We start from the raw sequence: 21,648 nt of genomic DNA on the forward strand, positions 1-21,648 counted from the left end.
TTTTGATCCTCTCAGCGGGTGGTGTAGTTGGGGGCTTCGACGGTCATCGTGATGTCGTGCGGGTGGCTTTCCTTCAGACCGGCCGCCGTGATCCGCACGAGCTGCGCGTTCTGGAGCTCCGGGATCGTGCGGGAACCGGTGTAGCCCATCGCCATGCGGAGACCGCCGACGAGCTGGTACGCCACCTGCGCGAGCGGGCCGCGGAACGGCGTGCGGCCCTCGATGCCCTCCGGCACGAGCTTGTCCTCGGACAGCACGTCGTCCTGGAAGTAGCGGTCCTTCGAGTACGACTTGGTGTCGCCCCGCCCGGACATCGCGGCGAGGGAACCCATGCCGCGGTAGGTCTTGAACTGCTTCCCGTTGACCAGGATCAGGTCACCGGGGGCCTCGGCCGTGCCCGCGACCAGGCTGCCGACCATCACGGCGCTCGCGCCGGCGGCGATGGCCTTGGCGATGTCGCCGGAGTACTGGATGCCGCCGTCGCCGATCACCGGCACACCGGCCGGGCGGCACGCGAGGTACGCCTCGTGGATCGCGGTGATCTGCGGGACGCCGACGCCCGCGACCACGCGGGTCGTGCAGATCGAGCCCGGTCCGACGCCGACCTTCACGCCGTCCGCGCCCGCGTCGACCAGCGCCTGCGCGCCGAGGCGGGTGGCGATGTTGCCGCCGACGACGTCGACCGAGTCGCCCAGCTCCTTCTTGAGCTTCGCCACCATCTCCAGCACGCCGCGCGAGTGGCCGTGAGCGGTGTCGACCATGAGCACGTCGATGCCCGCGTCGGCCAGCGCCATCGAGCGCGCGAACGCGTCGTCGCCGACGCCCACCGCGGCGGCGCACAGCAGCCTGCCGTCGGGGTCCTTGCTGGCCAGCGGGTACTGCTCGGTCTTGACGAAGTCCTTGACCGTGATGAGGCCGCGGAGCTTGCCGTCGCCGTCCACGATCGGCAGCTTCTCGATCTTGTGGCGGCGCAGCAGGCCCAGCGCGGCCTCGGCTGACACGCCGACCTGCGCGGTGACCAGCGGGCCCTTGGTCATGACCTCGCTGACCTTGCGCTTGTGGTCCACCTCGAAGCGCATGTCGCGGTTGGTGATGATGCCGACGAGCTTGCCGGACGGGTCCGTCACGGGGACGCCGGAGATCCGGTAGCGGGCGCACAGGTCGTCCACGTGCGCGATCGTGTCCTCGGGCGTGCAGGTCACCGGGTCGGTCACCATGCCCGCCTCGGAGCGCTTCACCGTCTCCGCCTGGCTGGCCTGGTCCTCGATCGACAGGTTGCGGTGCAGCACGCCGATGCCGCCCTGGCGGGCCATCGAGATGGCCATCCGCGCCTCGGTCACGGTGTCCATCGCGGCGGAGGCCAGCGGGATGCGCAGCGTGATGTTGCGGGAGATCCTGGTGCTGGTGTCGACGTTGCTGGGCACGACGTCGGATTCCGCAGGCTGCAACAGGACGTCATCGAAGGTCAGTCCCAGCATCGCGAACTTGCTCGGGACTCCGTCAACGTTGAGCTCGCTGGTCATAGCGGGTGACAAGCCTTCCGTCGTGCTGCGGTCCCACCGCGAGCGGATCGGGTTTCCGCTTGGGGGCAGCATCTGATTCTCGACCCCGCGGACAGGTCTGGGGCGTTCACGTCATGGTATCTGGGCGGTCACCGGCCTCCGCCCGGTACCGTGCGGGGTCGTGCCGCACGACGCCTTGCCGCCAGACCCCTTCGCCGAGGATCCGGAAGATCCCGCGAAGGCCATGGTCGAGCCAGAAGAAGACCACGAGCACCCCGAGATGGGCGATGAGGAACGCGCCGAACTCGTGGGTGACCTCAGCGACCTCGCGGTGTACCAAGCGCTGCTGGAACCCAGTGGTGTACGGGGAATCGTGGTGGACTGCGGCGAGTGCGAGGAGCCGCACTTCCACGACTGGGCGCTGCTGCGGGCCAGTCTGGAGCAGCTCCTGAACGACGGCCGGATGCGTCCGCACGAACCCGCGTACGACCCGGACCCGTCGTCGTACGTCACGTGGGAGTACTGCCGCGGGTACGCCGACGGCGTCACCGCCACCGAGGACGCGCGCTGATGGTGTGACGAAGCCCGCCCCCGATCGGGGGCGGGCTTCGTCACACCTGCTGCTGATCTAGGAGGTCGCCGTCGTCCCGCTGGAGTTCGGCGAGACGCCGCCGGTGGGTTCCTCGGTCGGCTCGTCGGTCTCCTCCGGCGGGGGCGGCGGAGGAGCGACGCTCGACGAGTTCTGCGTCGGCTGCGACGAACTGGTCGTGGGCGCGGGCGTCGTCGTCGACGAGGCCGTCGACGAGGTCGTCTGCGGGTTGCTGGTCGACGAGCCGGTGCCGGTGCTGTTCACCGTCGTCGTGGTGTCCGAGGTCGGGTTCGACGGGTTCGCGGTCGTCGCCGTCGTGCTCACCAGCTCGTCCAGGAGCTGGGTGTGCTTCTGGGACAGGTCGACGTGGCCGTCGTCGGCGGACACCTTCGGGAGTGCGACCCCCGCCTTCTCCAGCGCGTCTTTCGCCTCGTTGACCTTGCCCTCGCGCAGCGCGGCGCGGGCGTTCTCCAGGTCCGAGCTGACGGCGACGGCGGCCTCGATCGACTGCGCGTGGTCGGCGTACAGGACGCGGGTGAGGCCCCACAGCGCGTCGCCGGGCTGGGCGTCGCGGGCCACCAGGCTCACGCCGGTGAACGCGATGGCGATCATGGCGGCGGCGCTGGCGAGCGGGATGAGGAAGCGGTGCCGGGACGGGGCCTTCGGCCTCGCGGCCGCGATCGTCGCCACGGCGGTGTCCGTGTCGACCAGGTCCGAGATCGCCTGGCTGTCGACGTCGTGCCGCCACGCGAGCAGCAGCGCGTTGAGGTCGTCGTGGACGAGGTCGCCAACGCGGTCCGGGTCCTTGCCGCCCAGCGCGTCGAGCAGCGCGTCGTCGGCCTGGATACCGGTCAGGTCGCCGGGGAACACGTCACCGCTGTCCGCCGACTGGTCGTCGGAGGAGAGCTGGGCTCTCCCTTTCTGTCCGCGCACGACTTCTCCGTAGCCCTTCTCGTGCTGGTCGGCCACTCAGACCACCTCCTCGGCTGCCAACGTCTTGCGGAGCCTGGACAGCGCGCGGTGCTGCGCCACCCTGACCGCTCCGGCGGTCGACCCGACCGCCGCGGCGGTCTCCTCGGCCGACAACCCGACCACCACCCGGAGCAGCAGGATCTCCCGCTGCTTCTCGGGCAGGACGCGCAAGAGCTGGGCCATCTGCCCGGTGAGTTCGCCCTGCATGGCCCGCTGCTCAGGACCGGCCTCGGTCTCGGGACCGTCCGGAACCTCGGCGACCGGTTCGGACCGGTTCCTGGAAGAGGACCGGTGGGAGTCGGCCACCTTGTGCGCGGCGATGCCGTACACGAAGGCGAGGAACGGGCGACCTTGATCGCGGTAGCTGGGCAAGGCCGTCAACACCGCGAGACACACCTCCTGGGCCACGTCGTCCGCCGAAGCGAAAGACCTCTCCTGCCTTCCGACTCTGGCGCGGCAGTACCGCACCACCAGGGGACGGATCGAGGCCAACAGGCGCTCAACGGCGGCCCTGTCGCCCTCGACGGCCGCGCCTACTTCGGCGTCCAGTCCGTCCCCCAAGTTGGTCATCGCGGACAGCAGTCCCGGTGTTACGCCTCGGCGTCTCGACAGCAAACAGCACACGACGTTCGACGTCACTCGTACTGGTGACCCACACGGTACCGGCCACGTGGGCAAATGGAGGAGGGAGGGGCACCAAGACCCCTCTGACCTGCTCCACGCACAACCGAATCCAGCCCGGCGACAAGTCACCGGGCTGGATGAGGATACCCGCGGGCGTGATCTAGGACACGAGACCGCGACGGAAGCCGTGGGCGACCGCCTGTGCGCGGTCGCGGACACCCAGCTTGCGGAACAGCCTCCGCGCGTGGGTCTTCACGGTGTCTTCGGACAGGTAGAGCTCGCGCCCGATCTGACCGTTGCTCTTGCCCTGGCTCATGCCGCGCAGCACCTGGAGCTCGCGCTCCGTGAGCTGGACGCCGGGGTCCGAGGGTTGACGGGGCGCAGGCACCGACGTGCTCGCGAGGGTGTGGGCCAGCGCGGCCACCAACTCGGGGCGCGAGGCGTCCCAGCGGAGGTAACCACGGGCGCCACCCGCGATCGCGGCGGCGATGCTGCCCGCGTCGTCCGGGGCACCGAACACGATGACGTTGGCCTGCGGGTTGGCCGAGACGAGTCGCCGGGTCGCTTCGACACCGGTCGGGACGGCGCGCTGGGTACCGACCAGCACGACGTCGACTGGCTGGCGTGAAAAGCGAGCCAACAACTCGTCACCGTGCGCTACGCAGTCAATGCGACTAACCCCGGGGACGGCCGACATGACACGGGTGAGGCCCTCCCGCACGCTGCGCCGGTCGTCGCAAATAAGGACCGTAGTCACGGGGACTCCTTCCTGCAGCCGAGTGACGTTTCATCTCCCCTATCGGACGCTGGAGGCCCAACCTTGACACGATCCGGTGCTTAATCCGTCAAGAACTTCGACAGGGGGTCTGCGTTCGGGGGTTCCCCGGAACGGAGCAGCGCGGTCGGCACCCAGGGGGAGTCCCGCGCCAGCCGTCGACCGATCGGGTCAGCCCTGCGCAACACGCAGCTCAGAGCCTCGGTAGCCCGTACGGGAGGTTTACCCGCCGCAAATGGGTCGTGGTCGACGAGCACGAGTGCCGTCGGCCAGATCAACGACCACAGGTCTCGTTTGGTAATGTGATTTAGGTCACACTCTAGTAGCTCAACCCCGCGAGCCACCCCGTCGGCGGTCCCCCACACGACCAGAGAGGTCCCCAGGACGACCTCCGACTTGAGGACGTGGCGGACCGCCCCGGCCTCGCGGGCGACCTCCACGGCGGCCTCGGCGGGCGCGACGGCCGCCTCGGCGTGACCCTCCGCCAGCTCGATCTCCGCCGCCACCCACCCCCGGCGCACCTCCGTCCGCCAGCAGCGGGGCTCGACCGCGGCGAGCAGCCGCCGCGCCTCGCCCGTCCTACCAGCGCCGATGGCGTCCGCCGCCAACCCGAGCAGCGCGTCCGCGCGGGCACCGGCCGCGTCGACCCCGTCCGGGTCGGGCGCACCGGAGGTCGGAGCGGTCGCCAGCGCTCGGGCGTCCAGCCCCCTCGCCACCGCGTGGCCGCCCAGTTGGCGCCTGTGCGACGCGAACGCCGAGGCGGCCAGTGAGGCGACCACCCGGTCCCGGTCGTGCAGCAGGGCGCCCAGGACGGTCGCCGCGGCCGCGTAGTGGCCCTGCCCGCCGAGCACCACCGCGGCCAGCCAGCGCTCGCGCGCCGAGCCGTCCCGGAGGGTGCTCCAGACGGGTGTCCCCGGCTCGTCCCCGAACGCCGCACGTCTCAACTGGTCTTCCACGGTTACATCGTGCCGCTCCCGGACGACTCAGTCAGCAGACGGCCTGTTCGACCGCCGCGGCGGCCGTGCCCAGGTCATCGATCCGCTCCGCCGTCGAGGGGACGACACCGCGCTCCCAGCCGGGACCGCCCACGAACAGGCGCACCCGCTGCCTCGTTCGTGGCAACGCCGCGAGCGCCCCCGGATCGGCGTAGCGCGGGAGCTGCGCCCAGAGCACCACGGCGGCGGGCGCGACGCGGCGCACGGCCGACCGCAGCGCTTCCGCGGGCAGGGCCGCCCCCAGTTGACGAATCCCCACTCCGCGCTGCGACAGGACAGCCGCCAACGGGTACAGCGGGATGTTGTGGCGCTCGTCCGGCATGCACGCGAGCAGCACCGGCCGGTGGTTACGCGGAGTGGTCACCACCGGCGTCACGCGGATCATCGCGGCCAGCACGCACTCGTTCAGCAGGTGCGAGACCTCGACCCCGGCGCCCGAGTGCTCCCACCGCGCGGCCATCGCGCCCAGCAGCGGGCGGACCACCTCGTCCCACGTCGCGACCACGCCGTCCTCGCCGAGCGAGTCGGCCAAGATCTGCTGCGCGGCGACCGAGTCCATCGCGAGCACCGCCCGGCCGAGCCCCCTCGCCCGACGGCTCGCCCCCGGCATGCTCAGCCCGCGACCGCCGGTGCCCGCCTCCACCTCGCCGCCGGTCAGCACCGGGAGCGGCGCGGGCGACGGCGGGTGCAGGGCCCGTGGCACGGGCACCCGCGACGCCAGCGCGTACTTCGCGGCCTCCGCCGACGACGCGCCCCGCAGCAGCGCCCGCTGCATCAGCTCCAGGCGGGCGATGTCACCCGGCGCGTACCGGCGGTGTCGCCCGGTCGTGTGATCGCTGGGGCCGAGGCCGTACCGGCGGTCCCAGGTGCGCAGGGTGGCGGGCGCGACTCCGAGCCGACGAGCCACCGCCGCCACCGACAGCACCAGTTGGGCGGCCGGATCCTCTTCTGCCGCGCCGGTTTCCCGTTCACCGCCGGTCGGCGCGGCGGGGTGTTCCGGATGCGTCATCACGCGGCCATCGTCCGGTCGCGGAGCCCGCGCGGCAACTCCGGGGGGTGAATGCCCAGGCACGGGGTGATCACCCATCGGTTGAATAACGGGCTTTCTCGAGCCAGACCTCTTGAACAAGTTTTGGCGCGGTTCTACGGTGGATCAACATTAAGCCGAATGGAGCAGTCCACAGCAAAGTGGGCCAAGGAGGCGGTCTCGACATGGCGGACACCCGAAGGCTCCCCGGACCCAACGCCGACGTGTGGGACTGGCAGATGACCGGGTCTTGTCGCGGAATGGACAGCGCGTTCTTCTTCCACCCGGACGGGGAACGAGGCCCGGCTCGGGCCCGGAGGGAAGCACGGGCCAAGGCGGTGTGCCTCGCCTGCCCGGTGCTGGAGATGTGCAGGCGGCACGCGCTGGCCGTGCAGGAGCCCTACGGGATCTGGGGAGGCCTGTCGGAATCGGAACGGGACAACATCATCAAGTCGAGGAAGCGGCAGTTGGCGCTGACCTGATCCGAGGCGCCGGAACGTTCGGCGCCGGGAGCCGGGACGCGGTCGACTTGTCGAGGGAGTCGACCCCGAACGGCGGTTCGGGCACGTGAAAGGGGCGGCACCAGGATCTGGTGCCGCCCCTTCTCGCTGACAGGTGGAGCTAGTGGCCGTGCCCGTGGCCGTGGCCACCCGCGGCAGCGGGTTCCTGCTCCTTCTTCTCCACGATGGCGCTCTCCGTGGTGAGCACCATGCGGGCGATCGACGCGGCGTTGGTGACCGCGGAGCGCGTCACCTTGACCGGGTCGATGATGCCCGCGTCCAGCAGGTCTTCGTAGACCAGCTTGGCGGCGTTGAAGCCGTAGCCCCACTCGCCTTCGCGGACGGAGTTCACGACGACGGCGCCTTCGAGGCCCGCGTTCGTCGCGATCCAGAACAGGGCGGACGACAGGGCCTCGCGGACGATCGCGACACCGGTCGCCTCGTCGCCCGTGTGGTCCAGGCCGCCGTCGAGCACCTTCGCCGCGTGGACGAGGGCCGAGCCGCCGCCGGGGACGATGCCCTCCTCGACCGCTGCCTTGGTGGCGGCGACCGCGTCCTCGATGCGGTGCTTCCGCTCCTTGAGCTCGGTCTCGGTGGCGGCGCCGACCTTGATCACGGCGATGCCGCCGGAGAGCTTCGCGAGCCGCTCCTGGAGCTTCTCGCGGTCCCAGTCGGAGTCGGTCGACTCGATCTCGCGGCGCAGCAGCTCCGCGCGACCGGCGATGTCGGCCTTCGAGCCGCCGCCGTCGACGATGGTCGTGTTGTCCTTGGACACCACGATGCGACGGGCGGAGCCCAGCACGTCAAGGCCGACCTCGGACAGCTTGAGGCCCACCTCGGCGGCGACGACCTGGCCGCCGGTGACGGTCGCGAGGTCGTCCAGGAACGCCTTGCGGCGGTCGCCGAAGAACGGCGCCTTGACGGCCACGACGCGGAGCGTCTTGCGCAGGGCGTTGACCACCAGGGTGGACAGCGCCTCGCCCTCGACGTCCTCGGCGATCACGACGAGCGACTTGCCGGACTCGGCGACCTTCTCCAGCAGCGGCAGGAAGTCGGCCAGCGCCGAGATCTTCTCGCGGTGCAGCAGGATGAGGGCGTCCTCGAAGACCGCTTCCTGGGCCTCGAGGTCCGTGGCGAAGTGCGCCGAGATGTAGCCCTTGTCGAACTGGACACCCTCGGTGATCTGCAACTCGGTGAGCATCGTCGAGGACTCCTCGACGGTGATCACGCCGTCCTCGCCGACCTTCTCGATGGCTTCACCGAGGAGGGCGCCGATGGACTCGTCGCGCGAGGACACGGTGCCGACCTGCGCGATGTTCTCGCGGCCCTTCACCGGGGTGGCCTTCGCCTTGAGCGCGTCCACGACGGCGTCGGCCGCGGCCTGGATGCCGAGGCCGAGCGCGGTCGGGTTCGCACCCGCGGCGACGTTGCGGAGACCCACGCGCACCATGGCCTGCGCGAGCACCGTGGCGGTGGTCGTGCCGTCACCGGCGACGTCGTTGGTCTTGGTGGCGACAGCCTTCGCGAGCTGCGCGCCGAGGTTCTCGAACGGGTCGTCAAGCTCGATCTCGCGAGCGATGGTGACACCGTCGTTGGTGACCGTGGGGCCACCGAACTTCTTGTCGAGGACGACGTGGCGACCTGCCGGTCCAAGGGTGACCTTGACCGTGTCGGCCAGCTTGTTCACGCCGCGCTCGAGTGCCCGACGAGCGTCCTCGTCGAAGCTGATCTGCTTGGGCATTGCCTAGCCTCTCTTGTGCGAAACGCCCCGGTAGCCCCGGGTAGGGGTCGCCGGGGCGCTTGCGTGTCAGCCGAACGACTAGTTGATGACGGCCAGCACGTCGCGGGCGGAGAGGATCAAGTACTCCTCGCCGTTGTACTTGACCTCGGTGCCGCCGTACTTCGAGTAGATGACGACGTCGCCGACGGCCACGTCCACGGGGACGCGGTTGCCCTTGTCGTCGATTCGGCCCAGGCCGACCGCGATGACCTTGCCCTCCTGGGGCTTCTCCTTCGCGGTGTCCGGGATCACGAGGCCGGAAGCGGTCGTGGTCTCGGCCTCGCTGGCCTGGACGACGATCTTGTCCTCGAGCGGCTTGATGTTCACGCTCACCGGGCTGACCTCCACGGTCATTGAAAGCGTTGGCAGGTGGGTACGGCACCTGCCACCCCGCCGTCGCGGGGGTCGGGGCGGTACTGGCGCCGTGTGATTAGCACTCTACCCACTTGAGTGCCAACGCTTCAACGGAGGGGCGGCTGGACTGTTCGGCGCAGGCGTGACAGGACAGGTGAACGCTGTCGAAAAGACCCTCGAAGTAGCATGATAATGCGAACGCAATACGCTCGTGCCGCACCTACCGAGGCCGCTACCTGCTGGTGGTGGCCACCGAGAACCACGGTGAGGCGTTCATCGTGACCGCACGTGACATGACCCCCGGCGAGAAGAAGACCTTCCAGAGGAAGGCGCGATGACGATGACCGAGCAGAACGAACACCTGCCACGCCCGGTTGAGGAACTGGAGGCGTTGGCGGCGTACTACGACACCCACGACACGTCGTCGGAGATGGAACAGGGCGAGTGGGTGGATCCGCGGCCGATGCGGACGACCTCGCTGCGGCTGCCGTCGGACGTGGTCGACGCCTTGAAGACCCTCGCCCAGGGCCGTGGTCTCAGGTACACGGCGTTCGTCAGGGAGATCATCGAAGAAGCCGTGAACGGCACACGGGCGGCCGAGTACGACGAACTCGCCATGATCAACCAGCGCCTCACCAGGATCGAGGAGGCCGTGGCCGAGCACTCGGCACCCGTTCGGAGAGCACGGCCGCGATCGGGCAGGCGTCCGCCGAACCCGGCGCTCCGAGCCCTGGCGAAGCAGCAGGCGAACCACCGCCAGGCGAGTTGACCTCAGAACACCTGGATCGTGCTCACCGGCAGGCCGGGGGTGGTGCTGAGGTCGATGGGGGACGGTTTGGCGCCTGCCGCGACCAGGTGGGCGCCGATGGCGGCGATCATGGCGCCGTTGTCGCCGCAGAGCTTCGGGCGGGGGACGCGGAGGGTGATGCCCGCCTCGGCGCAGCGTTCGGCGGCGAGGCCGGAGATGCGGGAGTTGGCCGCCACGCCGCCCGCGATGACGAGGGTGTCGATGCGGAGGTCCTCGCAGGCCCTGATGGCCTTCATGGTGAGGACGTCGGCGACCGCCTCCTGGAACGACGCGGCCACGTCGGCGAGCGGGATCTCCTCGCCCGCGCGTTCGGCCTTCTCGACCCAGCGGGCCACGGACGTCTTCAGGCCGGAGAAGGAGAAGTCGTACTTCGCGTCGCGCGGGCCGGTGAGTCCGCGCGGGAACGCGATGGCGCAGCCGTTGCCCGTCCTGGCCAGCTTGTCGATCGGCGGGCCGCCGGGGTACGGGAGGTCGAGGAGCCTGGCGACCTTGTCGTAGGCCTCGCCCGCGGCGTCGTCGACGGTGGAGCCGAGTTCGGTGATCTTGTGGGCCAGGCCCTCGACCAGCAGGAGCTGCGAGTGGCCGCCGGAGACCAGCAGCGCGAGGCAGCGCTCGGGGAGCGGGCCGTGCTCCAGGGTGTCCGCGGCGACGTGGCCCGCGAGGTGGTTGACGCCGTAGAGGGGCTTGCCGAGCGCGGCGGCGTAGGCCTTGGCGGCGGAGACGCCGACCAGCAGGGCGCCCGCCAGGCCGGGGCCCGCGGTGACGGCGATGGAGTCGATGTCCGACAGCTCGACGCCCGCGATCTCCAACGAGCGGCGCATGGTCGGGACCATCGCCTCCAGGTGGGCGCGGCTGGCGACCTCGGGGACGACGCCGCCGAACCGGGCGTGCTGCTCGACGCTGGACGCGACCTCGTCGGACAGCAGTTCGAGCGACCCGTCCGGCCCGAGGCGGACGATGCCGACACCGGTCTCGTCGCACGAGCTCTCGATGCCGAGGATGAGCCTGTCGGTCACGGGTTTTCCCTCACAACAGCGGGTCGGGCCATCGTGTAGGCGTCGGCACCGGATGGCATGTAGTAGCGGCGGCGCAGGCCGATCTTCTCGAAGCCGTGCGCGACGTAGAGGCTGATGGCGGGCACGTTGTCCGTGCGGACCTCCAGGAACACCGGGGCGTGGACCTCGTCCGCGCGTTCCAGCAGCGCGCGGAGCAGGCGCTTGCCGATGCCCGAGTGCTGGTAGCCGAGGTCGACGGCCAGGGTGTGGACGCTCGCCTCGAAGTCCGGGTCGCGGCCGGTGACGGCCAGCCCGCCGTAGCCGATGAGCGTGCCGTCGGCCAGGTACGCGCCGAGGTAGTGGTTGCCCATCGCCATCTCGGAGAGGAACGAGGTCGCGCTCCACGGGTCGTCGCCGGGGAACAGCTCGTGCTCGATCTCGACGCAGCGCGGCACGTCCTCGCGGCGCAACGGCGCGATCGTCACCAGACTGGCGCGGCTCATGCCCGTGTCACCCGCTTGCGGCCGACCGGCTCGACCGCGTCGGGCCTGCGCAGGTAGAGCGGGGTCAACGGGCCGGGCTCGGCGCCCGCGAGCAGCTCGGCCGCGGCGGCCCGGACCAGGGCGAGCGGGGTCGGGTGGTGCGGTTCGACGACCGGGAAGCCGAGGACGTCCGCGTAGAGCACGGCCCCCTCCCCCACGGCCGCGCGCACGTCCAAGCCGCGTTCGGCCAGGTCGGCGGGCCGGTCGACGCCCGGCCCCGCGGTCCGGCGGCCCGCCGCGTCGTAGACGGCCCAGTAGACCTCCTTGCGACGCGCGTCGGTCGCCACGAGCAGGGGTTCACCCGTGCCCGCGGCCAGCGCGACGGCGTCGGGCGTCGGCACGGGGTACACCGGGCGGTCGAGCGCCTGCCCCAGCGCGGCGGCCGTGACCAGGCCGACCCGCAGGCCGGTGAACGGTCCAGGACCCGCGCCGACGACGATCGCGTCGACGTCGGCGAACGTCTTCCCCGCTTCCGCGAGGACGGCCTGGAGGTGCGGGGTGAGCAGTTCGCCGTGGGCCTTCGCGTTGAGCGTCACCCGCTCGGCGAGCAGGCGGGGCGGCGAATCGGCCGTCAGGTCGACTGCACCGGCGGTGACCGCGGGTGTGGCGGTATCGATGGCGAGGACGAGCACGGTTGTCAAGGGTACGGGTGGTCGCCACCCGCCCTTGCCTTGACGTCGGCGTCAAGGTGGAGCATCGCCCGCGGAGGACGAAGGGCCACTTGCCGGGCCCGAGCATCGAACGGGGTCGCCATGCGCATCGGGGAACTGGCCGAGCTGGCCGGGACGACGACCAGGGCACTGCGCTACTACGAGGCGCAGGGCCTGCTGCCCGCTCGGCGGGACGCCAAGGGCTACCGGTCCTACGACCTGTCCGACCTGCGGCTGGTCACCGAGATCCGGTCGCTGACCGGCATCGGGTTCGCCCTGGAGGAGACCCGGCCGTTCGTGGAGTGCCTGCGGGACGGGCACCCCACCGGTGACTCGTGCCCGGCGTCGGTCGCGGTCTACCGGCGCAAGCTCGCCGAGGTCGACGACCTGATCGACCGGATGACGGCGGTGCGCGACCGGCTGCGCGACCAGTTGGCGCTGGCCGAGGTGCCCTTCTCCACACCGGTGTGCGCGACGAGTGGTGGGAGTGGACTTGAGGACGCTGACGGATGAGACGTTCGCTGACGCGGTGGGCGAGGGGACGGTGCTGGTCGAGTTCAGCGCCGTGTGGTGCGGGCCGTGCCGGATGGTCGAGCCGGTGCTGGAGCAGATCGCGGTCGAGCAGGGCGACGCGCTGACGGTGGCCAAGCTCGACATCGACGCCAACCCCCGCACCGCGCGGGACCTCGCGGTGATGGCCGCGCCGACATTGCACCTGTACAAGGACGGTGCTCTGGTGGCCCAAGCGGTGGGCGCCAAGCCCAAGGCGCACCTGATGGCGTGGCTCGAACCACACTTGTGATGCACGGCGGGCGCGGGGGCCGGCATCGTTCAGCAGATGTTGATCCCCGCGCTCGCCTCGCCGTCCGATGAGATCGCGCTCGACTTCCCCGGCAGGACCCTGACGTACCGGGAGCTGGCCGAGGAGGCGCGGTCGGTCGCCGGTGGGCTGGCCGGGGTGTCGCGGGTGGCCGTGTGGGCGCACTCGACCGTCGAGACGGTCGTGGCCGTCGTCGGCGCGCTGCTCGCCGGCGTGCCCGTGGTGCCGATCAACCCGAAGATCGGTGAGCGCGAGCTGGCGCACATCATGTCCGACAGCTCGCCCGACCTGGTGCTGGACGGGACGCTGCCGTCCGGGCCGCCGGTCGAGGTGCGGTCGCTCGGCCCCGAGACGCCCGCACTGATCATCTACACGTCCGGGACCACCGGTCCGCCCAAGGGTGTCGTGCTCCCCCACCGGGCACTGAGCAGCAACCTCGACTCGCTGGCCACCGCGTGGGGGTGGACGGCCGAGGACGTGGTCGTGCACGCGCTGCCGCTGTTCCACGTGCACGGCCTGGGGCTCGGCGTGCTCGGGCCGCTGCGGCGCGGCGGGACCGTGAAGCACCTCGGGAAGTTCTCCGTCGCCGCCGCCTCGGAGGCGTTGGGCGGTAGCGGGGTGATGTTCGGCGTGCCGACGATGTACTCGCGGATCGCCGCCGAGGTGGAGGCCGACCCGACGCTGGCCGCCGGGTTCTCCGCGGCCCGGCTGCTGGTGTCCGGGTCCGCCGCGCTGCCCGCGACGGTGCACGCGCGGATCACGGCGGCCACCGGTCAGGAGGTCGTCGAGCGGTACGGGATGAGCGAGACGCTGATGAACACCAGCGTCCGCGCGTCCGGTGACCGCAGGCCGGGGACCGTGGGGCTGCCGCTGGACGGCGTCGACGTGCGGCTCTCCGGCGAGGAGGACGGGATCGGCGAGATCGAGGTGCGCGGGCCGAACCTGTTCCTGGAGTACCTGAACCGGCCGGACGCCACGGCCGCCGCGTTCGTGGACGGCTGGTTCCGGACCGGCGACATGGCCGTGCTTGACCCGGACGGGTACGTGCGGATCGTCGGCCGCCGGGCCACCGACCTGATCAAGAGCGGCGGGTACAAGATCGGCGCGGGCGAGATCGAGAACGCCCTGCTGGAACATCCGGGGGTGGCCGAGGCGGCCGTCACCGGGGAGCCGGACGAGGACCTCGGTGAGCGGGTCGTGGCGTGGATCGTGCCCGCCACCGGCGAGTTCCCGAGCGAGGCCGAGCTGGCCGACCACGTGGCGAAGCTGCTGTCCCCGCACAAGCGGCCGAGGGTCGTGCGGTTCCTGGAAGCGTTGCCGCGCAACGACATGGGCAAGGTCCTCAAGCGTTCCCTTGGCGCATGAACCCCCTCGGGTGGGCCGGCTACGGCGCCCAGCTCGGGCGGGCCCGGTCGAAGACCGGCGGCGACGAGTCGGTGTCGTGGGAGCGGCGGGGTGACGCCGTGGCGATCTCGTTCGACTTCCGGTTCCTCGGCGGCTCCGTCGGAACGGCCACCGGCGACCTCATCGAGGAGGCGTTCACCGAGGCCGGGGCGGAGGGCCTGCCGGTGGTGTCGGTGATCGCGACCGGCGGCAGCCGGATGCAGGAGGGCATGGCGTCGCTGCGGCAGTTGCAGCGGATCTCCGGGCTGTGCGCGCGGCACGCCGAGGTCGGGCTGCCGCACGTGTCCGTGCTGTGCGACCCGACGACCGGCGGGATCTGGGCTTCGCTGGGGGCGGGCGCCGACGTGGTGCTGGCCGTGCCGGGCGCCCAGGTCGGCTTCGCGGGCTCACGGGTGCGGCCGGAGGCCGACCTGGACGACCCCGCGTACACCAGCGAGGGCCAGTTCGCGGCGGGCGCGGTGGACCTCGTCGTGGAGCCCGCCGAGCTGGGCGGCGTGCTGGGGGCGCTGCTGCCGCTGCTGATGGGCGGCGACCTGCGGCCCGCCTCGGTGCCCCGCGTGCTGGGCGCGACGGACCTGCCCGCCGACGGGTGGTCGGCCGTGGAACGGGCGCGGGACCCGCGCCGCCCACGCGCGCAGGCCTACCTCGACGACTACTTCTCCGCGCGGGTGCCGTTCAGCGGCGACCGGGCCGGTGGGGTCGATCCGGGGATGCTCTGCGGGATCGGGCTGCACGAGGGCCGGTCCGTGGTCTACGCGGCGCAGACCGGGACCGCCAACACGCCCGCCGGGTTCCGCACCGCCAGCCGGGTCGTCCGGCTCGCCGAACGGCTGGGGCTGCCGGTGCTGACGCTGGTGGACACGCCGGGAGCGGCCAACGACGCCGCGGCCGAACGCGCCGGGGTAGGACCCGCCATCGCCGAGCTGTTCGGCACGCTGGCCGCCGCGCGGGTGCCCGTCACGACGCTGGTCGTCGGCGAGGGCGGGTCCGGCGGGGCACTGGCGCTGGCGTCACCCGACCAGACGTGGATCGCCCCCGACGCCTACTTCTCCGTGATCGCGCCCGAACTGGCCGCCGCGATCCTGAAGCGCGACCCGGCGCAGGTGAGGGCCACGGCGGACCAGTTGAAACTGCGCCCGCAGGACCTGGTGGAGCTGGGCGTGGTCAGGGGGATCGCCGGACCCTAGGGCAGTTCGCGGTCCACCCACGAGCCGTGCGGGAGCAGGTGGGCCAGGCGGACGTCGTCCTCGCGGCGCTCCAGGCGGATGAGCAGGTGGTCCTCGGAGAGGCGTTCGGCCGCGCCCTCGCCCCACTCGACCGCGACCACGGAGTCGACCAGGTCGGTGTCCAGGTCGAGGTCGTCCAGCTCTTCGAGGTCGCCGCCCAGCCGGTAGGCGTCGACGTGGACCAGGGTGATGCCCCGGCCGCCCTCGGCGGGCTCGTGGACCCGCGCGATGACGAACGTGGGCGAGCTGACCCGGCCGGTGACGCCCAGCCCCACGGCGAGGCCCCGCACCAGCGCCGTCTTGCCCGCGCCCAGCGGCCCCGCCAGCAGCAGCAGGTCACCGCCCTGGAGCACTTTGCCCAGCCGTTCACCGAACGCCTCGGTGTCCTCCACGCGGGGGAGTTCCAAGGTCTTGTTCACGCTCGTCGCCACCATCGCCGTCGACTTTCGTCCTGCTCGACGGCGGACCGCCGAATCAAACCGATCAGGTGCCCGGTGACCAGTTCCGGTTGTTCCAGCATGACCATGTGGCCCGCGCCGGGCGCGCGCACCAGTTCGCCGTCCGGCATCTCCTCCGCCATGCGCTCCGCGTGGGAGAACGGGGTGAGCCGGTCCGCGTCGCCGCTGATGACCAGTACCTCGCAGTGGCGGAGTCCGGCCAGCGCGCGGTAGCGGTCGTGGGTCCCCAGGGTCTCCAGGAACTCCGTCAGGACCTTGACGCTGGTCTGGTTGATCATCTTCTCCATCAGGTCGACCAGCAGCGGGCTGACCTTGCGGTCGCCGAACGCCAGCACCCTGATGCCGCCCCAGGTGACCTTGTCCGCCCGCCGCCGCGCCCACTCGACGAAGCCCGGCTGGATGCCCGCCAGGCGACCGATCCCGAGCGTGACGGGGTTGTAGCGGGACAGCACCGACTTGGACAGGCCCGCGCCGCCGACGGCCCCGGCGGCCGTGCCGACCAGTGCGACGCCGCGCACGCGGTCGGCGAACAGCTCCGGCTTCTGCTCGGCCAGCGCCATGATCGTCATGCCGCCCATGGAGTGGCCGACCAGGACCAGTGGCCCGTCGGGCACGACCGCGCGGATCACCGCGTCCAGGTCGTGGGCCAGTTGCTCGATGGTGCTGCTCTCGGCCGTGGACCGACCCGACCGACCGTGGCTGCGCTGGTCGTAGAGGACCTCGCGGACCCGCGGTTCGGTCAGCTTCGCCAGGTCGCGGCGCTGGAAGTGCCAGCAGCGGCGGTCCAGGGCGAACCCGTGGACCAGCACGACGGTCAGCTCGGGCTCGCCGCCGTCCTCCGGGAGGACCTCCTCCACGAACAGGGGCACGCCGTCGTCCGCCGCGACGGTCGACTCGCGGTCCGCGGGCAGCTCGCCCAGCGGCTCGTCGGCTAGCGGATCCCTGGCCTTGCGCTCCTGCGACACCTTCTTGCGGTGCGCGGCGGCACCGACGGCGGCACCGGTCGCGGCGGCGCCGATCACACCGGTCGCCAGCCCTATGGTCTTCCAGAGCGAGTTCACGTCTCGACCAGCTCCGGGACGCCCACGTAGGTGCGGCGCAGCCGGGGGCGGTGCATGCCGGTGACGATCTCGTAGTCGATCGTGCCGGTCTTGTCCGCCCAGTCGCGCGCGGTGGGCTCGCCGCGGTCGCCGGGGCCGAAGAGGACGACCTCGGCGCCCTCCCGCACGTCGAGGTCGCCGCAGTCGACCATGATCTGGTCCATGCAGACGCGGCCCACGACGGGGAGCAGCCTGCCCGCGACCAGTACCTCCATCCGCCCGGACAGGCTGCGCGGCACGCCGTCCGCGTAGCCCGCCGTGACCAGCGCGATGGTCGTGTCCCGCGGGGTCGTCCAGGTGAGGCCGTACGACACCGACTCGCCTGCCGGGAGGCGCTTGGTGAGCGCCACGCCCGCGCGGAACGTCATCACCGGCTTCAGGTCCAGCGGCACGTGCACCGGGTTCAGCCCGTACGTCGCGATGCCGGTGCGGACGAGGTCGAAGTGCAGGTCCGGGCGGGTGATGAGGGCCGCGGAGTTCGCGAGGTGCCGCAGCGGTCGCAGGCCGGCGGCCAGCGCCTGCCGGTAGGCCAGGTCGAAGCGCTCAGCCTGGAGGCTGATCGACGGGTGGCCGATCTCGTCCGCGCACGCCAGGTGCGACCAGATGGCGACCACCTGGACGTCCGGGGTGTCGGCGGCCTCCGCCACCAGCGCGGGCCAGTCCGCGGGCTGGCAGCCGTTGCGGCTCAGCCCGGTGTCGATCTTGAGGTGGATCCGGGCCCGTCCGCCGACGGCGCGCGCGGCCTCGGCGACGGTGCGGAGCATCCGGGGCGAGGCCACCGAGATGTCCACGTCGGCCGCCACGCCCGCGGCGAAGTCCTCGCCGGGCAGGTCCAACCAGGACAGCACGCGAGCGGTGATGCCCGCCTCGCGCAGGACCAGCGCCTCGGCCAGCGAGCAGGCGCCCAGCCACGTCGCGCCCGCCGTGAGGGCGGCACGGGCCATGTCGACGGCGCCGTGGCCGTAGCCGTCGGCCTTGACCACGGCCATGGTCGCGGCGCCGGTGCGATCGGCCAGACCGGCCAGCACGGCGACGTTGCGGCGGAACGCGGCGAGGTCGATCACGAGCTCGGCGCGGGGGGTGGAGGCAGCCATGAGGCCAATCATGGTGTCACAGCCCGCACGGAACGAATCGCGTCCGGGATGGCGGCCATCAGCGACGACGCCGGGATCGGGGCGCCGTCGGCGGCCAGCTCGCCCGCCAGCGCGTGCACGTGCGCCGCGCAGGCCGCCGCCAGCAGCGGGTAGACGCCCGCCGCCAGCAGCGAGCCGATCATCCCGGACAGCACGTCACCGGAGCCCGCCGTGGCGGGCCAGGCCGACCGCGACCGGTTCACGGCGACCGCGCCGCCGGGGTCGGCGACGATCGTGGTGTTGCCCTTGAGCAGCAGCACGGCGTTGAAGCGCTCGGCGGCCCGCTTCGCGGCGGCCACCCGGTCGGTGCCGACCTCCTCCCCCATCAGCCGCGCGTACTCGCGGTCGTGCGGGGTGAGGACGACGGTGGTGTCCGGGTCGCGGGCGTCCCACAGGTCCGGGTTGTTGGCGAACATCGTGATGGCGTCGGCGTCCGCGCAGACCGGCACGCCCGCGTCCAGCACGTAGCGGAGGACGTTCTCGGCGCTCAGACCGGTGCCGAGACCAGGCCCGACGGACCACGCCTGGACGCGGCCCGCGTCGGTGATGGAGCCCGTGCAGATCGACTCGGGCCAGCGGGCCCGAACGGCGTCGGCCGCCTGGCCCGCGTAGCGGACCATCCCGGACGTGGCCAGCACCGACGCCCCGGTGGAGAGCACGGCGGCGCCGGGGTAGGTGGCCGACCCGGCCGCGATGCCCGTGACGCCCTGGCTGTACTTGTCGTCGCCGACTCCGGGGACGGGCCAGGCGAACGCCACGTCGGCGTCCTCCAGCTCCATCAGGTCCGGGCCGGGCAGCTCGGGCTGGAGACCGATGTCGACCAGCCGCACGTCGCCGCAGTCGGCCAGGGCGTGCACGGGTTTGCGGCAGCCGAACGTGACGGTGGTGTGCGCCTCGACGAACGGGCCGCCGGTGACACCCGTGTCGGGGTCCACGCCGCTGGGCAGGTCCACGGCGAGGACGGGCGCGGTGACCTTCGCGACGTGCGCGGCGGCGGCGGGCCGGAGCGGGCCGCTGGCGGACAGGCCGACGACGCCGTCGACGACCAGGTCGACCTCGGGCAGCTCGGACGCGACCCGGCCACCCGCCCTGCGGAACGCGGCCAAGCCCGCCGGGTGCGCGCGGTCGGGGTCGAGCAGGACGGCGGTCACGGCCACGCCCCGGCGGCGGAGGAAGTACCCGGCCCAGAGCGCGTCACCACCGTTGTTGCCCGCCCCGACCAGCAGGCCCACCCGCCTGCGCCCGCCGAGCAGCTCCAGCGCGACCGTGGCCACCCCGAAGGAGGCGCGCCGCATGAGCGCGCCCTCCGGGGTGCGGGCCAGCAGCCGGTCCTCGGCCGCCTTGACGTGTTCGGTGCTCCAGAAACCGCGCATGGACCAAGCCTAGGGCGGCCTACTCGACCGTGACGGACTTGGCGAGGTTGCGGGGCTTGTCGACGTCGTAGCCGCGGCTGCGGGCGATCTCGGCGGCGAGGACCTGCAACGGCACCGTCGAGATGAGCGGCTGGAGCAGCGTCGGCACCGCCGGGATCTCGATGAGGTGGTCGGCGAACGGCCGGACCGTCTCGTCGCCCTCCTCGGCGATCACGATCGTGCGGGCGCCGCGGGCCTGGATCTCGCTGATGTTCGACACCATCTTCGAGTGCAGCACCGCGCGGCCCTTCGGCGACGGCATGACGACGACGACCGGCAGGCCCTCCTCGATCAGCGCGATCGGACCGTGCTTCAGCTCACCGGCGGCGAAGCCCTCGGCGTGCATGTACGCCAGTTCCTTGAGCTTCAGCGCGCCTTCGAGCGCCACCGGGTAGCCGACGTGGCGGCCGAGGAACAGGACCGCCTTCGAGTCGGCCAGCTCGCGGCCGAGCGCGCGGACCTGCTCGGTCGTGCCGAGCACCTTCGCCACGGCGTCCGGCATGGCCTCCAGCTCGCGGAACTCGCGGGCGACCTCGTCCGGGTACTTGGTGCCGCGGGCCTGCGCCAGCGCCAGGCCGACCAGGTAGTTCGCCGCGATCTGGGCGAGGAACGCCTTGGTGGAGGCGACGCCGATCTCCGGGCCCGCGTGGGTGTAGAGGACGGCGTCGGACTCGCGCGGGATCTGGGCGCCGTTGGTGTTGCACACGGCCAGCACGCGGGCCTTCTGCTCGCGGGCGTGCCGCACGGCCTCCAGGGTGTCCGCCGTCTCACCGGACTGCGAGACGGCGACGACGAGCGTGTCGCGGTCGAGCACCGGGTCGCGGTAGCGGAACTCGCTGGCCAGCTCGACCTCGACGGGCAGGCGCGTCCAGTGCTCGATGGCGTACTTCGCGACCAGGCCGGAGTGGTACGCCGAGCCGCAGGCCACGACGAACACCTTGTCGACGTCGCGCAGGTCCTGGTCGGACAGCCGCTGCTCGTCCAGGATGATCCGGCCGCCGTCGAAGTGCCCGCGCAGCGTGTTCGCCAGCGCCTCCGGCTGCTCCTCGATCTCCTTGAGCATGAAGTAGTCGTGGCCGCCCTTCTCGGCGGCCGACAGGTCCCAGTCCACGGTGAACGGCTTCGCGGTGGCGGGCTCGCCGTGGAAGTCGGTGACCTCGTAGCCCCCGGCGGTGATCACGACGATCTGGTCCTGGCCCAGTTCCACGGCCTGGCGGGTGTGCTCGATGAACGCCGACACGTCCGAGGCGACGAAGTGCTCGCCCTCGCCGACGCCGACCACCAGCGGGGAGGAACGGCGGGCCGCCACGACCTGGTCCGGCACGTCGGCGTGCGTCACGACCAGCGTGAACGCGCCTTCCAGGCGGCGCACCACGGCGCGGACGCTCGCGGTCAGGTCACCGGCGGTCTCGCCGTCGGCGTACGCCCGCGCGACGAGGTGGGCGGCGGTCTCGGAGTCGGTGTCGCTGGTCATCTCGACGCCGAAGCCCTCGAGCTCCGTGCGCAGCGCGATGAAGTTCTCGATGATGCCGTTGTGGACGACCGCCACCCGACCGGTCGAGTCCCGGTGGGGGTGCGAGTTCCGGTCGACGGGCGCGCCGTGCGTCGCCCACCGGGTGTGGCCCATGCCCGCCGTGCCGCCGAAGGACTCGCGCCCGACCACGTCGAGTTGGGCCTCCAGGTTGGCCAGGCGGCCCGCTTTGCGTTCGACTGTCAGACCGCCCTCGCCGTCCAGGACGGCGACGCCGGCGGAGTCGTACCCCCGGTACTCCATCCGCCTCAGTCCGTCGAGCACGACGTCGAGCGCCGACCGGTGACCCACGTATCCCACGATTCCGCACACCCGGACAGAGTAGCTAGACCACGGCCATAACCCGAAAGTGTCACGAGCGGCGGTTTGCGCAGGTCACAGGCCACTTTGGTGTAGACCAATGCGGCCGTGTGGCGCGAGTCTCGCGAATCCCCGCCATCCACTACGGTTC

Annotated in this window: 23 protein-coding genes; 7 read left to right on the forward strand and 16 right to left on the reverse strand. The window is 71.8% G+C overall.

Annotated features, from left to right (window positions below):
- Window positions 1-11: 11 nt before the first annotated feature.
- Window positions 12-1,523 carry an IMP dehydrogenase gene (gene guaB / locus NZH93_RS35965; RefSeq protein WP_259627759.1) on the reverse strand — a complete coding sequence of 504 codons (1,512 nt, stop codon included), beginning with the start codon at window positions 1,521-1,523 and terminating at the stop codon, window positions 12-14.
- A 160-nt stretch (window positions 1,524-1,683) separates the two neighbouring features.
- On the opposite strand from guaB, the gene NZH93_RS35970 reads away from it, so the two are divergent.
- On the forward strand, window positions 1,684-2,073 hold the full coding sequence (locus NZH93_RS35970; protein ID WP_259627760.1) for a DUF5319 domain-containing protein: 390 nt from the start codon (window positions 1,684-1,686) through the stop codon (window positions 2,071-2,073).
- A gap of 57 nt (window positions 2,074-2,130) precedes the next feature.
- Here NZH93_RS35970 and NZH93_RS35975 read toward each other — a convergent pair whose 3' ends face one another.
- The 5 genes from NZH93_RS35975 to NZH93_RS35995 all read right to left on the reverse strand — a co-directional run bounded on the left by NZH93_RS35975 (window position 2,131) and on the right by NZH93_RS35995 (window position 6,466).
- A complete protein-coding gene (locus NZH93_RS35975) occupies window positions 2,131-3,024 on the reverse strand; it encodes an anti-sigma-D factor RsdA (RefSeq protein WP_259627761.1) in 894 nt (297 codons plus the stop codon).
- A gap of 36 nt (window positions 3,025-3,060) precedes the next feature.
- On the reverse strand, window positions 3,061-3,633 hold the full coding sequence (locus tag NZH93_RS35980; protein WP_259627762.1) for a sigma-70 family RNA polymerase sigma factor: 573 nt from the start codon (window positions 3,631-3,633) through the stop codon (window positions 3,061-3,063).
- 214 nt (window positions 3,634-3,847) lie between these two features.
- The gene (locus NZH93_RS35985; protein ID WP_015805222.1) at window positions 3,848-4,444 is read right to left on the reverse strand and encodes a response regulator transcription factor; all 597 of its coding nucleotides are present in this window, start codon (window positions 4,442-4,444) and stop codon (window positions 3,848-3,850) included.
- A gap of 80 nt (window positions 4,445-4,524) precedes the next feature.
- On the reverse strand, window positions 4,525-5,418 hold the full coding sequence (locus NZH93_RS35990; protein ID WP_259627763.1) for a hypothetical protein: 894 nt from the start codon (window positions 5,416-5,418) through the stop codon (window positions 4,525-4,527).
- A 31-nt stretch (window positions 5,419-5,449) separates the two neighbouring features.
- On the reverse strand, window positions 5,450-6,466 hold the full coding sequence (locus NZH93_RS35995; RefSeq protein WP_259627764.1) for a MerR family transcriptional regulator: 1,017 nt from the start codon (window positions 6,464-6,466) through the stop codon (window positions 5,450-5,452).
- 203 nt (window positions 6,467-6,669) lie between these two features.
- Here NZH93_RS35995 and NZH93_RS36000 point away from each other — a divergent pair, with 203 nt between their 5' ends.
- Complete coding sequence (locus NZH93_RS36000) at window positions 6,670-6,966, forward strand: WhiB family transcriptional regulator (protein ID WP_259627765.1); 297 nt, start codon at window positions 6,670-6,672, stop codon at window positions 6,964-6,966.
- A gap of 139 nt (window positions 6,967-7,105) precedes the next feature.
- Here NZH93_RS36000 and groL read toward each other — a convergent pair whose 3' ends face one another.
- On the reverse strand, window positions 7,106-8,725 hold the full coding sequence (groL, locus tag NZH93_RS36005; RefSeq protein ID WP_259627766.1) for a chaperonin GroEL: 1,620 nt from the start codon (window positions 8,723-8,725) through the stop codon (window positions 7,106-7,108).
- Between the two features lie 78 nt (window positions 8,726-8,803).
- A complete protein-coding gene (gene groES, locus NZH93_RS36010) occupies window positions 8,804-9,097 on the reverse strand; it encodes a co-chaperone GroES (RefSeq protein ID WP_106187556.1) in 294 nt (97 codons plus the stop codon).
- A 355-nt stretch (window positions 9,098-9,452) separates the two neighbouring features.
- Between groES and NZH93_RS36015 the strand changes: the two genes are divergently transcribed.
- On the forward strand, window positions 9,453-9,887 hold the full coding sequence (locus tag NZH93_RS36015) for a CopG family antitoxin (protein WP_259627767.1): 435 nt from the start codon (window positions 9,453-9,455) through the stop codon (window positions 9,885-9,887).
- A 2-nt stretch (window positions 9,888-9,889) separates the two neighbouring features.
- Here the strand turns inward: NZH93_RS36015 and tsaD are convergent, their stop codons facing one another.
- Genes tsaD through tsaB form a run of 3 tightly spaced genes read right to left on the reverse strand, consistent with a single transcriptional unit; the run spans window position 9,890 to window position 12,095 of the window.
- Entirely contained in the window at window positions 9,890-10,942 is a 1,053-nt protein-coding gene (tsaD, locus tag NZH93_RS36020; protein WP_259627768.1) for a tRNA (adenosine(37)-N6)-threonylcarbamoyltransferase complex transferase subunit TsaD, read from the reverse strand.
- Window positions 10,939-11,424, reverse strand: coding sequence for a ribosomal protein S18-alanine N-acetyltransferase (rimI, locus tag NZH93_RS36025; protein WP_276024725.1), 486 nt, complete (start codon window positions 11,422-11,424; stop codon window positions 10,939-10,941). The genes tsaD and rimI overlap by 4 nt, the downstream gene beginning before the upstream one ends.
- On the reverse strand, window positions 11,421-12,095 hold the full coding sequence (gene tsaB / locus NZH93_RS36030) for a tRNA (adenosine(37)-N6)-threonylcarbamoyltransferase complex dimerization subunit type 1 TsaB (protein ID WP_259627769.1): 675 nt from the start codon (window positions 12,093-12,095) through the stop codon (window positions 11,421-11,423). Before tsaB ends, rimI begins: the two co-directional genes overlap by 4 nt.
- A 120-nt stretch (window positions 12,096-12,215) precedes the next feature.
- On the opposite strand from tsaB, the gene NZH93_RS36035 reads away from it, so the two are divergent.
- The 4 genes from NZH93_RS36035 to NZH93_RS36050 are packed head-to-tail and all read left to right on the forward strand — an operon-like array spanning window position 12,216 to window position 15,524.
- On the forward strand, window positions 12,216-12,626 hold the full coding sequence (locus NZH93_RS36035) for a MerR family transcriptional regulator (protein WP_259627770.1): 411 nt from the start codon (window positions 12,216-12,218) through the stop codon (window positions 12,624-12,626).
- Window positions 12,607-12,915 carry a thioredoxin family protein gene (locus NZH93_RS36040; protein WP_259627771.1) on the forward strand — a complete coding sequence of 103 codons (309 nt, stop codon included), beginning with the start codon at window positions 12,607-12,609 and terminating at the stop codon, window positions 12,913-12,915. Before NZH93_RS36035 ends, NZH93_RS36040 begins: the two co-directional genes overlap by 20 nt.
- A gap of 36 nt (window positions 12,916-12,951) precedes the next feature.
- Window positions 12,952-14,298: an acyl-CoA synthetase gene (locus NZH93_RS36045; protein ID WP_259627772.1), complete on the forward strand. Its 1,347-nt coding sequence runs from the start codon at window positions 12,952-12,954 to the stop codon at window positions 14,296-14,298.
- Entirely contained in the window at window positions 14,295-15,524 is a 1,230-nt protein-coding gene (locus NZH93_RS36050; RefSeq protein ID WP_259627773.1) for a carboxyl transferase domain-containing protein, read from the forward strand. Before NZH93_RS36045 ends, NZH93_RS36050 begins: the two co-directional genes overlap by 4 nt.
- Here NZH93_RS36050 and tsaE read toward each other — a convergent pair.
- From tsaE to glmS, 5 genes are read right to left on the reverse strand one after another with little or no spacing between them, the layout of a single operon-like run.
- On the reverse strand, window positions 15,521-15,997 hold the full coding sequence (gene tsaE, locus NZH93_RS36055) for a tRNA (adenosine(37)-N6)-threonylcarbamoyltransferase complex ATPase subunit type 1 TsaE (RefSeq protein WP_259627774.1): 477 nt from the start codon (window positions 15,995-15,997) through the stop codon (window positions 15,521-15,523). The genes NZH93_RS36050 and tsaE overlap by 4 nt on opposite strands.
- Window positions 15,979-17,082, reverse strand: a complete 1,104-nt coding sequence (locus NZH93_RS36060; protein ID WP_259627775.1) for an alpha/beta fold hydrolase — start codon at window positions 17,080-17,082, stop codon at window positions 15,979-15,981. Before NZH93_RS36060 ends, tsaE begins: the two co-directional genes overlap by 19 nt.
- Window positions 17,079-18,215, reverse strand: a complete 1,137-nt coding sequence (gene alr / locus NZH93_RS36065) for an alanine racemase (protein WP_259627776.1) — start codon at window positions 18,213-18,215, stop codon at window positions 17,079-17,081. The genes NZH93_RS36060 and alr overlap by 4 nt, the downstream gene beginning before the upstream one ends.
- Window positions 18,216-18,223: 8 nt before the next feature.
- Window positions 18,224-19,627, reverse strand: a complete 1,404-nt coding sequence (locus NZH93_RS36070; RefSeq protein WP_259627777.1) for an NAD(P)H-hydrate dehydratase — start codon at window positions 19,625-19,627, stop codon at window positions 18,224-18,226.
- A gap of 19 nt (window positions 19,628-19,646) precedes the next feature.
- Entirely contained in the window at window positions 19,647-21,509 is a 1,863-nt protein-coding gene (glmS, locus tag NZH93_RS36075; protein WP_259627778.1) for a glutamine--fructose-6-phosphate transaminase (isomerizing), read from the reverse strand.
- Window positions 21,510-21,648: the final 139 nt, after the last annotated feature.

Source organism: Umezawaea endophytica, assembly GCF_025061645.1.
Lineage (GTDB): Bacteria > Actinomycetota > Actinomycetes > Mycobacteriales > Pseudonocardiaceae > Umezawaea > Umezawaea endophytica.